Genomic DNA, 13,845 nt, shown 5'->3' with positions numbered 1-13,845 from the left:
CAGATGTCGAAACCCCACCGCATCGCAGTCATTCCCGGCGACGGAATCGGCACCGAAGTCGTACCCGAAGGGCTGCGCGTCCTGGACGCCGCAGCCTCAGCCTTCGACCTAAACCTCAAATACGAGCACTTCGACTACGCCTCGGCCGACTACTACACCCGGCACGGCAAAATGCTCCCCGCCGGATGGTTCGAGGAACTGAACCAGTTCGACTCCATCTTCTTCGGCGCCGTCGGATGGCCCGATGTGGTCCCGGACCACATCTCGCTATGGGGCAGCCTTCTGCAGTTCCGCCGCCACTTCGACCAATACGTCAGCCTCCGCCCGGTCAAACTCCTCCCCGGCGTCCCAAGCCCCCTGAGCGGCAGGGTCCCCGGCGATGTCGACTTCTACGTCGTACGCGAAAACACCGAAGGCGAATACTCCAGCATCGGCGGAAAGATCTTCGAAGGCACCGACCGCGAAACCGTGCTCCAGGAAACCGTCATGACCCGCACCGGCGTGGACCGCATCCTCAAATACGCCTTCGACCTGGCTCAAAGCCGGCCCAAGAAACACCTCACCTCAGCCACCAAGAGCAACGGCATCTCCATCACCATGCCCTACTGGGACGAACGCGTGCACGCCATGGCCGCCACCTACCCGGAAATCGACGTGGACAAGTACCACATCGACATCCTCGCGGCGAACTTCGTCATGCACCCCGACTGGTTCGACGTCGTGGTCGCCAGCAACCTCTTCGGCGACATCCTCTCCGACCTCGGACCGGCCTGCACCGGAACCATAGGCATCGCCCCCAGCGGCAACATCAACCCCGAACGCAAGTTCCCCAGCCTCTTCGAACCCGTCCACGGCTCCGCCCCCGACATCGCCGGCAAAGGCATCGCCAACCCCATCGGGCAAATATGGTGCGCCGCGATGATGCTCAACCACCTCGGAGAACCCGAAGCCGCCGCCGCCATCACCACCGCCATGGAAACCGTGCTCGCCCACGAGCAACTAGCCCTCACACCTGATATGGGCGGCAACTCCACCACCGAGGAACTGGGCAAAGCAGTGGCTGCAGCCCTCACCTCACCATGACCCGACCAACCGGCTCCAGCAGACAGCAGGCACCAGCCTACGGCGAGCGGATCATGCTCCGCGAATACATCCATTGGCGCCGGCTTATCGGAGCGACCGACCAGATCCGCCAGCGCGGCCAAATCATCCGCACCGGAACCATCGATGATGCCATGGCAGATTCCACAGCACTCTGGATCGCAGGCGACGCCGCACAACCACGCACCATGTACGGAACCGTACGAGCGATCGAGGTATGTGCAGAAGCAAGTGTAGCCGAAGACCGACTCGCTCAGACACGTCCTTGACAACCTTCTGGAGACCCTGGTGGCGAGCGAACTCCCAAGAATCATCTTTGGGCTCGGCGCCGTAGACCGTCGCGCCCTTCACTGCGGCGATCCTCGCTCCTGTCATTCCAGTGCGCAGAGGCCGATGACGCCGACGCGGTGGCCTTCCTTACCCTGGCCATGCACGACGACAGTCGTGTAGGAAGTAACTACGGCCTCGGGGGACGCCGCCTGTCCCAGTCGGTTCCTTCGGGAAGTCGGACGAGCGCGATGCGGTGGCCAACAAGTACTCCACGTAGGCGCCTCCTTGCACCGGGCTCGGTAACGAGCTCCGACAGCGCTTCGGGGCCGGGGGAGTTGGCGAGAACGTTGATGCCGGACGTAACGGCGAGTCTTGCGATCCTGCTTCCGATACTCCGAGCATCTTCTTCGTTGTCCGCTGTCCCCGTCTATACCGAGTGTGATGGTGCATATCGCCGCACCTCGGATATTGTTTCTCGGCACCTGGCGGGTGGTCAGCGAACACCGACGCCGTTCCTCTGCCACCCTATGTCGGGGATGCTTCGGACACCGCCTACGGTATGCTCTACCTCGCCTCCGACGAGGCGAAATTCGTTACCGGTGAAGAACAACGGACTATCGAATTCTCTCTCGTCGAAGACCGCGTCTTGAGTGAAGAGCCCCACCCATTCGTCAATCTCGTGCAGATCGATATGGGTGGCGTACCTAGGCCTACAGTTCGAAAAACGGTGGCCTCCACCTTTGTATCGGAAGGGTGGAGGCCACCGTCTAGAGCCAAACGCCTGCCATTCAGGGATGCATCACTCCAGCTACCTGGGCTATTGCCAGAGGCAAGTAGTTACGCGCCGGGTTCATGGTCGCCCTGCGGGAAACCCGATGTCAGAGCGCATGGCTTCGCGGGTGAGCTGCGTCGCGTCATCAGGGACGAGGAAGCCCTCGTCGACGAGTTTACGGGCGCTTGCTGCAACCTTCTCAACGTAGTCCTGGTGGGTCGTATACAGGCTGCGGAGCGTGGCGTCATCGAGCGGCACGGTGCTGCCGCCGAGGGGGTTGCCGGCGCCGGAGGCGCCCGGCTTGTTGGTCCCGCTGTAGACGGCGGTGGGCACGTCGAGCAACGTCGACCGTACGCCCCCCAGCGCGTTTCCTACGGCGTCCTTCTCCACCGTCAGGGTGGTGCCCGGGATGACATCCAAAAGCGCTGAGGTCGGAGCGATCGGATGTGGCCCCAGCCAGCGTCGCATTGCTTCGTATCCGGCGTTGTAGACGTATGTCACCGGACCCCTGTTGATCGGCCTGGCGCACTCAAGGAAGACGCTGACATCGGCACCGGGGAGCGCCGGGTCTGCGTGGGCGACGTCGGCCACGGACACCATGTTACCTTGCGCGGAGCCGTGGGCGCCTCCGGCGATCTCCCAACGGCGCAGCAGGTCGGTGTCGGGCTGGCGGCGATGGTAGGAGTCGCCGAGCGGGGGCCAGCCAAGGACTTCAGTTTCGGATTCGATGACGAGCACCGGGACACGCAAATCCGTTCGGAGGAAGAGCGGGCTATACTCAACGCCGAAGACTTGGAACGCGTCTGGGGCCGAGACGGCCGGCTGGGGCGCTTGGGACAGCTGAGCGCCGAGGCCGAACGCGACCTGCACGATGAACCCGTCGTAGGCGTTCTTCAGCGGCTGCACCGCGTTGATGTAGGTGTTCAGGCGAATCCCCGACTGAGACGCGCCGACGGCGACGAGGTGCTTGACGCGAAGCTCCCCGAGCGGGCGGACACCGTCGTCGCCGCGAATCGCACGCGCCGCTTGCGTGAAGATGTCGTACGAGAAGCTGTCGCCGGGATGGTCGAGCGGTGCGTACCGAACGGGGTCCCAGAGCTTAAGAGCGCCGTTGTTGCGATCCGGGGTGCCGACGGGAAGTCCCTCTACGCCAGCCTCCTGCGCCGACACCCCGACGTAGGCGTAGCCCTCACGGAGTAGATGATCGATCGAGTGGGTCCACGAGACTGCAACGTCGTGGCCGTAGCTGACGTTGAGCCACTCGACGATCACGGTGCCGTTGAACTTCGCCGGATCGGCGGGCCGCCGCACGAGCAGCCGCGACGTGTACGGCATTGTGTCTGCGGGCCGCACCTCCCAACGACCATTCGTGCCGAGCGGTTGCGAGGCCGTGTATGACGTTGCCTGTCCGGAGAAGAAGTACTCTTCCTCGCTGTAGCCCAGCGATGCGAGCGGCGTCACGCTTTCAAGAAACGGGAAGCCGTGCTGCCCACCCTCGATCGGACCGGCTTTCCCCTCGGATTGTTTGAAACCCAACATTCCAACTGCTTCCCCCTCGGATTGTTTGAAATCCAACATTCCAATGGGCTCCTTTCTAAAGGCTGCTGCCGCCACGGGCACGCTCGCTGTTGAATGACCTGTGTCCCGCGGAAGAGTCCGGCTTCTTTGCCGGGCTTGCGCAGGCTTTAAACTTAAGTTGGGGCCGCCCGAGCCCGGCACGGCAATCAACGCCGTTCACTTGGGAATGTACGCCAGGTACGTCGCGGTTTTAGGAGGGCGACGCGGGCAGGCCTAGGTGTACTCTGGATTTCACGTTGAATCGCTGGGTCGTCAGCCCGACGCGAGTATGAGCGCTCTTAACCAGCGTGGTCAATCCGTGGATCTCGCTCGGTTGGGGCAAGCGAGTTCGGCCGTCATGTCGCTCCTACGCTCCACATCCATGAAGTCGTGAGCTCAATCAGCTCATTCCATTGGAAGACGACTGGATGGAGCACCAGATGGTACTGGCAGCGGTGGATCCCGGGATCACACCAAACGCGAATTTCCCTTTTCTTGAGTCCTTGAAGCAGATCGGCGGGGGCATCCTTGTCGGGGCCTTCATCGTCATAGCCATCGTGGCGATCATCGGAGCGGCGATGCTCCTGGCCGGCAAACTGAGCCAATCATCGAGGCTCGCTTCCGGTGGTGGCGTGATTCTGCTGTGGACTGGTCCGGTTGCGGCCATCCTGGGCGGGATCAATGGCTACATCCTCTGGTCGCAGACGGCGTTCCCGCTCGGCTTCTGAGCTGCCATGCCTGTTGATTGCGACCTCAACGGTTGGTGGCCACCCGGTTGTGGGCTCGTCTCACAAGCGAACGACGGCATCCAGGGCTCCATCACATCCATCTTCGCCAACGTCCTTCAAAACATCGCGTCATGGATGTGGGGCTTCATCACGGGCGCCTTCACGGTTTCTGACGTCGACGACTCGCAGTGGGCGGCCATCGGTGGCCTGACCAACTGGTGGGTCACCTTCATGATGACACCGCTTGTCGTGGTGATGATTATCCAGCTCCTATCCGGCCTGGTCAGCCAGCAACCACGGCGAATCCTGCGGGCACTGATCGGGGGAGCGCTGGCGGTGCCTCTCGTCGCTGCGGCCGTGTACGTCGTCCGTCAGCTGACCCGAGTCAGCGACCAGGCCTCGGCTGCACTTCTCGAGTCGATCGGAACAGACCCCTACGTCGTATTCATGCGGCTCTTCGGCTTCGAACGCGCCGCCGCCGGCTCAGGTCGCGAATGGAATGTCGTCGCGTTGGCCCCCGGTAACCAAGGGGGAGCGGTCGCTGGGGCGATCGTTACGGCCATGGCGGTCGTTGTGGTCTGGATTTTGGCGTTCATCCTTATGTGCTCCATGATTTTCCGGACCTTCGCCCTCGCAGTCCTCGCTGCACTAGCACCGGTCGCCCTCATGATGTTGCCGTGGGAGAAGTCCAAAGCGTGGTCTGGGCGGTGGTGCGAAATCGTCGTCGCACTTCTTCTTGCCAAACCGCTGGCAGCGACCGTCCTGGCGACGGCCATCAAGCTGTTTGCAGGTTCGAAGTCCTTCGCGGGGCTCGCCGCGGGTACTGTCGGCATGGTCCTGGCCTGCGGAGCGCCTTTGATGGCGCTTCGGCTTGTCAGTTTCGCGGGTGGAGAGCTCGCGGCTGCGGCTCAGAACGCCGGCGGCGGACACGTTCTATCCCGCAGTAGCAGCATTGCATCGCGTCAGGTTAGCCGCCAGCTCGGTGGTCGCTTGACGATCGCGTCCATGATCGCCCGTTCATCAATTGCGCGGCCTATACCATCTAGCCGTCGGGACATCCCCACTAGAGTTTTGCCGCCTCCTGTTCCGTTGCCGAAAAGCCTTTCAAGTACGACGCAGGTGCGCACTTTGGGAGGGGATGACGCCCTCTTGGAGGGGTCGCCGTCGGGTAGTTCCGATTCGAGTACTTCTGTGGTGATGGGTCAAGTGGTCACTGACACCGGTGGCCCCACGCGTCCATCATCGAACAACCGTGCTGCCGGCGGCCAAGTCTCAAAATCAAGGGTTGGCCAGACGCTGCCCCCGCGCCCACCAGAAGTGCGAGCTCCAAACAGCGCCTTGCCCTCGACGGAGCTCCCGCCGATCAGACACAAAGACAGCTACAGGCCGCTGCCTCTACCCCCAGACAAGTCCAATGAGTGATGAATCGCGGGCACTGGAACCCGTCAAGTTTCCCAGATACGAACGCCGCGGGATCTTCATGGGGCTGAAGTGGTATCAGCTCCTACTGGTAGCCGTTGGTGTCCTTATGGCGATTATTGCCTCAGCCACGGGAGGCCCCGGCGGTCTGGTGGTGACAGCTCCCTTGTGGTTGTCACTTGTTCTGATCGGAGTGCTCCAATACTCACGGATTCCATATCCGATTTGGGGCAGCCTCATTTTCCTGTTTTTCGTGCGGAGTGTCGTGGGGCAGAACAGGTATCTGGTTCGTCCGGAGCGACCGATCAAGGCTGGAAAGCTCGCCTTGCCCGGAGGACTGGGCAACCTCAAAGTCCAGCCGCTATCCCGCGGTGAATGCGTGATTCTTGATGCGCCGGGGAGAGAGGCCATCATAGTGCTCCGCTGCAGCACTCGATCCTTTGCGTTGCTCGACGACGACGACAAAGCCTGGGCTGCGCAAGCGTGGTCCAGAGTACAAGCTGGGCTTGCCCAGCGATCGGACATCGCCCGAATCGCTGTCCAGGACTACACGGTTCCCTACCCGTCGTCCGCGCTCCAGGATTTCTACGATCGAACCGTCGCAGCAGTAGACGGCGAGCGCAGTTCGTGGGGGCAGGTGGCTTATCAGGACCTGATTTCGGCTGCGGGTTCGGCGATGAGCCACGATGTGTTGTTGTCGTTGGTCGTGGACACATCGAAGTCTCGACGACGGATCAAGGAGTCCGGCGGCGGGAAGAATGGAATCGAGCGCGTGCTGCGTCTCGAAGTTGCTGCAATTACTACATCGTTGGCAACGCACGGTGTGAAGGTCGAGGAGTGGCTGTCCGAGTCCTCGCTCCTTGACGTCTTCCGCGGGGCCTTCGACCCGGAAGCGCTCGCGCGCAGATCGGCCAAAGCAAACCGTCGCGAGGAGTTCAAGGAGCCGGGTCGGCAGGGTTCTGGCCCTATGGCCGTCGACGAACATTGGGCCTATCTTCGAACAGATTCCGGGTTCCACCAGACCTTCTGGGTGGCTGAATGGCCGCGCCAGAAGGTGTATCCGGGCTTCCTGCACCCGCTCGTCTATGTTGGGAACTTCCGCCATACGGTAACGCAGGTGATTCGCGCTGTACCGACTATCGAAGCCTTGCGTGACATCCGGTCCGCGCAGGAAGCGCATGAAACTCGACGGCGGATTAACGCACGCTTCGATCGGCCGACCACTAGGGAACAACGTGCCGAGGAAGAAGAGGTTGCCCAACGGGAAGAGGAAATTGTTGCAGGTCATGGAGACGTTAGACCCGCAGCCTTCGTCACCATTACGGCCGAGTCGCTGGAGGACTTAGCCCGGCATCGACATGAACTTGAGTCTGCCGCTGCCGGTGCATTCGTTGAACTGCGTTTGCTGGCCGGCCAGCAGTGGGCTGCTTTCATTGCCGGTGGGCTCCCTTTGGGCAGGGGAGTGCGATGAGTAACAAGAACCAAGAGGTGACCTATACGCCGTCGGGCACTCGCACGGAGCGGAAAGACGCCAAACGAGCGCTGCAAAGAAGTGGATCCGCGCCGAGAAGGACACTATTCCACGGCGATAAGGACAAACGAGTAGATAACCAAGACCGCGAGCGCACTCGCGGTGACTGGGGGAGTCGGGAAGCCCACTCATTGTGGGGTCCTCATCGTCTGCGGCCAGCTCCGCATCGCGCTTCGACGATGACGTTCGCGGCTGCTTATCCGTTCATCACGGAGTCAGGTCTGGGTCACGAAGGAACCTACATAGGAACTGACGTCTTTGGTTCCGGCGCGTTCTCTTACGATCCGTGGATCCTTTACGACAAAGGAATTATCAGTGGGCCTTCAGTAGTTGTCATCGGCACCGTCGGTACTGGTAAGTCCATGTGCGGCAAGTCACTGGTGGCTCGCTCGATCACACTCGGGAGGAAAGCGGCGGTTGCCTCAGACCCAAAGGGCGAGTGGGTCGCCGTGGCCGAGGCTGTGGGCGGCAAGGTCATCTCCGTTGGCCCAGGCCGTTCGGCGAGAGTGAATCCACTGGACGCTGGGCCGAGGCCGATCTCGCTGACGGACACCCAATGGCAGGCCGTCGTGCGGCAACGGCGCCGGCAACTGGTCGTGGCTCTCGTGTCGCTGATGCGCCAGGGAACCCCGCTGCACCCGGTTGAGCACACGGCTTTGGACATGGCGCTGATGGAGACGGTCGCGGAAAATTCGACGCCGACGCTGCCCATGGTGCTGGATCATCTGCTGAATCCGTCCCCGGAGACGCTGGCGCTTGTTGGCAAAGACGGAGGTGCTGCGGTTAGCCATTCACTGCGCAGGACGGTATCCGGCGACTTGGAAGGGATGTTCGACGCCCCTTCCACTGTAGCTTTCGACGCGGACGCGCCAATGATGGTGATGGACACGTCAGCACTAATCGGTGCATCCGAACAGGCGCTGTCGCTGGCTGCGGCTTGCAGCGCCACCTGGCTGGAGGCCGCGGTAACAAACCCCGACGGCGGCAAGCGTCTTGTGGTCTACGACGAAGGTTGGCGGATGCTCGCGGATCCATACATGTTGGCGAAGATGAGCGAGCAGTGGAGGCTCGCACGGACGTATGGAATCGCCAATCTGCTGATCATGCACAAAGTGGCCGATCTCAATGAGATTGGTGACAGCACGAGCGGTCATAGGCAGAAGGCACTTGGGCTGCTGACCGAGGCGGACACTCGCATCATTTACCGTCAGAAGCACGACGCGATGCGGTTGACCAAGGAAGCATTGGGGTTGACCGAAGCTGAGTGCGATCACGTGGAGAACTTGCCCAAAGGCGTCGGGCTCTGGAAGGTGGGGAATCGCTCCTTCATCGTCGCTAACCGCGTAACGACGGACGAGCTGGAGGTCTTCGGTACGGACGATCGGATGCACCTGTGAAAACCCGGTCAGGTGTTACCAGCCCGATGGTCTCCTTCGGGCTTTGGTCGGCCGCCGCATATGTGGCCTTCTGCTTCCTCGTACAACTGTCTGCGACCGTAACCGCACCAGGGCAGTGTGGCAGCAGACCGCCGTCGTTCTTCAATCCCGCAGCCGGTATTGGGCTGGTAGTCGGCCGTTCGGACTGGATTACACGACGCTCCACAGGATGCGTAATCGACATGACTGCACTGTGGTGGCTCGTGGGTGGCGTTCTTGCTGTAGTCGCCGCGATCGTGGTCGCGGGCGTGCTCGGCTGGCGGATGTGGAAACAATCCGGTGCGTGGCTACGGCAAGACATCCTCAACAGGGACGGTATTGCCGGGAGGGCGGAAATAGTTCGTGACTTCGGCGCGCGGGCAGTCCGACGTCGGGGACAGTACACTCGCCCTGGCCTCAGCAAGCCAAGCATCCATGAGCTCTCCTGGACGCTCGGGCGCTCGCGGGGAGTGACCATTCATGTTTCGACAGAAGAATCGATGGTCATCCAGGGTGCGCCGCGGTCGGGCAAAGGCTTATACGTCGTCATCAATGCGATCCTCGACGCGCCGGGGGCCGTGGTGACCACATCGACTCGCGCCGACAACTTGGTAGTCACGATGCGGGCACGGATGAGTGAAGGGCGACCCGTGACTGTCTTCGACCCACAAGGCATGTCGGGACTACCCTCGACCCTTCGATGGTCACCTGTCCGCGGTTGTGGCGATCCGGATGTCGCAACTCGTCGAGCTTTGGTGATCACAGCAGACACCGAAATGAAGGGCGAAAACGCGGCCTGGCAGAAGCGGTCTCTGATCATCCTTCAATGCCTTCTCCACGCTGCGGCGTTATCGGGGGAGGGGATCGCTGCGTTCCGACGATGGTCATGCAGTCCGGTCTTGGCGCGGGAAGCGCTCGATATTCTCGGCAACGCAGGAGCGGCCCTTGGATGGCAAGCCGACTTGATGGGGATACTGGAAGACGGTCCGCGCAACACCTCGAACTCCTGGATTGGCGTATCAGCTGCGGTCGCGCCTCTGTCATCCCCACGGGTGATGGCAGCACTGAACCCACAGGATGAAGCTCAGGAATTCGATCCCAAAGCCTTCATCAAGCACCGAGGGACTCTGTACCTGATAGGCACTCGATCAGGAGCCGCGGCCGCAGGGCCATACCTTTCCGCCCTCATTGACGACATTGACAACGCCGCCCGCGAGATGGCCTTCGTGTCCCCGGGTGGACGGCTAGATCCTCCGTTGTCCCTGATCCTTGATGAGATCGCCAACCTGTCCCCGTGGCCAGGTCTTCCCGTTGTCCTTTCGGACGGCGGAGGGATCGGGATATCGACGTTGGTGGTTCTTCAATCACTTTCCCAAGCGCGCAGCGGCTGGTCGATCGAGGAAGCGGCGACAATTTGGGATTCAGCAATCATCAAGGTGATCTTCGGAGGCGGTTCTGACGAGCGTGATCTGCGCTCGCTGGCGGGTTTGCTTGGGGAGCGAAGCCTCGTCTTGAACACCAGATCGTGGTCGTCCCAAGGCCGGCAGGACGGCGAACAAATACGTGAGAGCCCCGTGATCCGCCTGGATGAGATCCGCCGGCTCCCGGTCGGCACCGCCCTCATGCTTGGACGGAGAACCCGCCCCATACTTTTGGACCTGCGCGACTGGCACAACCGCAAGGACGCGGCGGAACTTGGTCGTTCCAAGGCTGAAACAGAGCGGGAGTTGGCTGCGGGTCATTTGAACCGGCAGGAAGCGAACAGTGAGGTTGAGTCATGAGCACACGTGCTGACGATTCCGACTTCGAAGTCGGCCGTGTTCCGGATTTGGACGACGAACTAACTGCCGAGTTGTTTCGCTCGTCGTTTCAGTCACCACTCCGCGCTGTTGGGGTCACTCACCGCTGGCGGGACATGTCGCCTGACCAGGCCCGGGTTGTCTGGCAGAGCCTCTTTGAATGGGTCCGGTGGTTTGTAGCTACCTATCAGCTCACGACTTCAGTGGTGCCGGACTGCTGGTGGCGGCATTCGGAGGTCGTAGCCGAGCTGTATGCCTTGCAGCGAGCCGAAATGGCTTCTTACACGTCGGACGATGCGGGCTTTGGCCCATTGGCATTCCACGAAAGGCTCCCACACGGCGTCGAGCGCCTTCGGACCCACACACGAGCTGCAGGGTGCGTTGGTCTGCAGAGTCACAAGGAACCGGCTCCGAGGATCGTCCCGGCGGAACCGGCCTTCGACCAATGGAAGTTCAGTGCGCACCAGTTCGGAAGCTGATCGGGTCATGACGTCTTGGCGCCATCCTGACATGGATAGGTAACCCTTTGTCAGGGCTGACTCAGAGGTACGAAGGATGGCTGTCGTGGCTGCAGAAGCCGAATCGAACACTCGCGAATCTCGCGTGACTAACGACGGCGGCCCCGGGCCCAGCGTCCGGATGTCACCGGAGGAGCGGATTGCGAGTCTCACCGAGGGACTCCACGCTGCCCTTGAGCAGGCAATCGAATCACCGGCCCGCTGGCAGGTTTTGCTCGACACCTCTGCCACTCTCTGGCGCTACTCAGGAGGCAACGTCGCCCTTTTGATGACCCAAATGGCCCAGCGTGGTGTTGAGGAGCCAACTTTGGTGGCCGGATATAAGGAATGGGCGCGTCATGGGCGAACGGTTCTGCGGGGCGAGCACGCACTCTGGGTGATCGCGCCCCGGACCGCCACTATGCAGGAACTGAAACTGGCGGGCGGCGAGCGGAAGCTGCTGCCGGTAACCCAGGCCGTGCCGGTTGGCGCTACGCGTATCGGTAAGAAGAACATCATCACCGGGTGGCGGGGACAAGCTGTCTTCGACGTAACCCAAACGGAGGGAACGCCAATCCTCGTGCCGCGGGCGGGTGCTCAAACGGCGGCGAACCTGGACGATTTGTGGAACTCCTTACGTGACGTGGCAAAAGAACACGGCTTCCGGGTTGAGGTAACAGGATCTCAGTACGGCTACACGAGTGGGTACACCGACTTTGACGCCCGTCGAATTCAAGTCGGTCTCTGGATGAACCACGAGGAGCGAGTGGCAGTCCTCGCCCACGAGCTGGGACACGTTCTCTTGCATGGGCCCGCCGACAACGTTGGTCGGCTTTACGGCAGCAGTGCGAATCACCGAGGGCTAGCCGAAGTGGAAGCAGAATCTGTGGCTTACACAGTCCTTCGTGCTCATGGCATCGACCGTGGGCCGCAATCCGCCACCTATCTTGCTGGATGGGCTGACGCCGTGATTAGAACCGAGCACGACATTCAGCGTGTCGGGCTGGCTCCGGCGTCGCGCGTGGAAATCGCCAAGTCCGTCCTGGGGCGAGTGACAGCAGCGGCCAAGGACATTCTGGCGATGTCAGATCCTCCGGGACTTGGAGGGAAATTCGCGGCCGTGACGGTCGACCGACCCTTATCGGCCAGCGCTACCTACGCCGGTGTCCCTGGCCCGGGCGCCTCCATGAGCGGCCCGGAGCTGAAAGGGCCATGAGCTCAGCAGTTGTCCGACGGGAGAGACCTGTCGGCTGGGAAGGTAGAGGACCATGAACACAAAAATTCCCATCACCATAGCCGGGAACCTGGTTGTGGACCCCGAGCTCACCATTGGTGAGTCCGGGACTCCACATGCGAAACTGCGGGTTGCGGTGAACCAGCGAATCCAGAACCCGGACGGAACCTGGCGGGACGGAGAGCCGGTCTTTCATAACGTTTCTGCCTTCCGCATGCTCGCCGAGAATGCGGCTACGTCATTGAAGAAGGGAGACCCGGTCACTGTATCGGGTGAGCTTGAGTTCCGTTCATACGATAAGGATGGCGAGCGTCGAGAGGCCAGAAGAATCATCGCCGATACCATCGGTCCGGATCTTCGCTTTGGAACTGCTACGTACCAACGCTCAGCCCGAGCGGTGGCCGAACCCCGATCACAGGTTGAGGCCAGCGGCCCGCAAGTGACGACCGCCGACGGGTGGCCTGTTTTCAATGTCACCACCAAGAGTCCGGTGGTGACGCCCCCTTTCGGTCAAGGTAGGGGAAATGAGATGACTATCTGACCCCTGCTGTACGTTTCCCGGCCCACGTCCCATTCGCGGTGACGTGGGCTTCCTCATGCCTAAGGCACGTATTCGAATATATGTTCTAATCTTGTTCTATGAGACCGAAGCAAGACTCCACAGCGTTCGCCCGCATGATGGCTCAGGCGGATGCCGACGACAATCATCCCCAGCGGGACGATGGCAAGATCATCGATCTTGACAGGGGCAACCAGCCGCTAGTTAGGGTTACTGAGATCTACGGGCGGGCCATCAAGTACACCCGGACTTATGGGCTCGTTGAATGGATTGACGAGCAGCGGGCCTATCACGTTCAGTGGTTCCCGGCGGGACAGATTAAGCGAGTGGATCAAGACTCATGGAGGGGCCGCCCACTCTAGGCTTGACTGCGCATTGATTCGGTGGCCGGCAAGCAAGGCTTCCGGCTCGAGCAGGATGGCCTCTCGATCAGATCTGCGGCGCCCAAGCCAGAACGTGATCAGCCACCAGACGGTAGGTGGCGGGCCATGGACTCCCCGGACGCACCTCAGCAGGATCCGGCCGGATAAGGAGAACCAACCCGGGCCAGATCGGCTCCGGGAGTGCTTCGATCCACGCCTGCTGAATGTAGTCAAAGTGGTTCCAGCGCAGCGTAATCCAGGCTCCAGTTGGTTGAGGTGAGTCAACGCTGAGCACCGTTACCTCAGTGGTCGTCTCACCAGAGTGCTTTAGGGACTCGAGTCGTGACCATTGTGCATTGGTCGCAGCCTGCCACACGCGCAGGGCGCGCAGCCACACGCGCAGGGCGCGCAGCCGCACGAACCAGAGGTAGAGCAGCACAAGACCAGCAGCCACAAAGGCCGGGAGAGCCCAGCCGGAAGAAGGAGAGGTGAAGGTAAGTGGCAACAGCACGATGGCAAGAGCCAGTGCCACGGCGCTCGCAACTATCAGTGCGGGTGTGGCTACCTTCGGTTTTAGGACTGGGTTTATCTGCATGCTTTG

General features: G+C 61.4%; 13 protein-coding genes. 11 read left to right on the top strand and 2 right to left on the bottom strand.

Going from position 1 to position 13,845, the window contains the following annotated elements; translation table 11 throughout:
* The first annotated feature begins 3 nt into the window (after positions 1 to 3).
* Positions 4 to 1,083, top strand: coding sequence for a tartrate dehydrogenase (locus SB659_RS06740; RefSeq protein WP_410549898.1), 1,080 nt, complete (start codon positions 4 to 6; stop codon positions 1,081 to 1,083).
* Entirely contained in the window at positions 1,080 to 1,370 is a 291-nt protein-coding gene (locus SB659_RS06735) for a hypothetical protein (protein WP_410549897.1), read from the top strand. Before SB659_RS06740 ends, SB659_RS06735 begins: the two co-directional genes overlap by 4 nt.
* An 851-nt stretch (positions 1,371 to 2,221) precedes the next feature.
* On the opposite strand, the gene SB659_RS06730 is transcribed toward SB659_RS06735, so the two are convergent.
* The gene (locus SB659_RS06730; RefSeq protein ID WP_410549896.1) at positions 2,222 to 3,721 is read right to left on the bottom strand and encodes an alpha/beta hydrolase domain-containing protein; all 1,500 of its coding nucleotides are present in this window, start codon (positions 3,719 to 3,721) and stop codon (positions 2,222 to 2,224) included.
* A gap of 407 nt (positions 3,722 to 4,128) precedes the next feature.
* On the opposite strand from SB659_RS06730, the gene SB659_RS06725 reads away from it, so the two are divergent.
* The 9 genes from SB659_RS06725 (at position 4,129) to SB659_RS06685 (ending at position 13,244) form a co-directional block, all read left to right on the top strand.
* Entirely contained in the window at positions 4,129 to 4,428 is a 300-nt protein-coding gene (locus tag SB659_RS06725) for a hypothetical protein (protein WP_050684098.1), read from the top strand.
* 6 nt (positions 4,429 to 4,434) lie between these two features.
* On the top strand, positions 4,435 to 5,850 hold the full coding sequence (locus tag SB659_RS06720) for a type IV secretion system protein (protein WP_410549895.1): 1,416 nt from the start codon (positions 4,435 to 4,437) through the stop codon (positions 5,848 to 5,850).
* Complete coding sequence (locus SB659_RS06715) at positions 5,843 to 7,318, top strand: SCO6880 family protein (protein ID WP_410549894.1); 1,476 nt, start codon at positions 5,843 to 5,845, stop codon at positions 7,316 to 7,318. The genes SB659_RS06720 and SB659_RS06715 overlap by 8 nt, the downstream gene beginning before the upstream one ends.
* A 239-nt stretch (positions 7,319 to 7,557) precedes the next feature.
* Positions 7,558 to 8,775, top strand: coding sequence for an ATP-binding protein (locus SB659_RS06710; RefSeq protein WP_410549893.1), 1,218 nt, complete (start codon positions 7,558 to 7,560; stop codon positions 8,773 to 8,775).
* A 221-nt stretch (positions 8,776 to 8,996) separates the two neighbouring features.
* Positions 8,997 to 10,574, top strand: a complete 1,578-nt coding sequence (locus SB659_RS06705) for a type IV secretory system conjugative DNA transfer family protein (RefSeq protein WP_410549892.1) — start codon at positions 8,997 to 8,999, stop codon at positions 10,572 to 10,574.
* The gene (locus tag SB659_RS06700) at positions 10,571 to 11,071 is read left to right on the top strand and encodes a hypothetical protein (RefSeq protein ID WP_410549891.1); all 501 of its coding nucleotides are present in this window, start codon (positions 10,571 to 10,573) and stop codon (positions 11,069 to 11,071) included. The genes SB659_RS06705 and SB659_RS06700 overlap by 4 nt, the downstream gene beginning before the upstream one ends.
* Positions 11,072 to 11,156: 85 nt before the next feature.
* Positions 11,157 to 12,305, top strand: a complete 1,149-nt coding sequence (locus tag SB659_RS06695) for an ArdC-like ssDNA-binding domain-containing protein (protein ID WP_410549889.1) — start codon at positions 11,157 to 11,159, stop codon at positions 12,303 to 12,305.
* A gap of 52 nt (positions 12,306 to 12,357) precedes the next feature.
* Positions 12,358 to 12,864, top strand: coding sequence for a single-stranded DNA-binding protein (locus SB659_RS06690; protein ID WP_410549888.1), 507 nt, complete (start codon positions 12,358 to 12,360; stop codon positions 12,862 to 12,864).
* A 98-nt stretch (positions 12,865 to 12,962) separates the two neighbouring features.
* On the top strand, positions 12,963 to 13,244 hold the full coding sequence (locus SB659_RS06685) for a hypothetical protein (protein ID WP_410549887.1): 282 nt from the start codon (positions 12,963 to 12,965) through the stop codon (positions 13,242 to 13,244).
* Positions 13,245 to 13,311: 67 nt separating this feature from the next.
* Here SB659_RS06685 and SB659_RS06680 read toward each other — a convergent pair whose 3' ends face one another.
* A complete protein-coding gene (locus tag SB659_RS06680; protein WP_410549886.1) occupies positions 13,312 to 13,839 on the bottom strand; it encodes a hypothetical protein in 528 nt (175 codons plus the stop codon).
* Positions 13,840 to 13,845: the final 6 nt, after the last annotated feature.

The sequence above is a fragment of the Arthrobacter sp. SIMBA_036 genome (assembly GCF_046535135.1).
Classification (GTDB): domain Bacteria; phylum Actinomycetota; class Actinomycetes; order Actinomycetales; family Micrococcaceae; genus Arthrobacter.
Note: the sequence above shows the minus strand (reverse complement) of the source record. Positions and strands in the feature narration are given on the sequence as shown.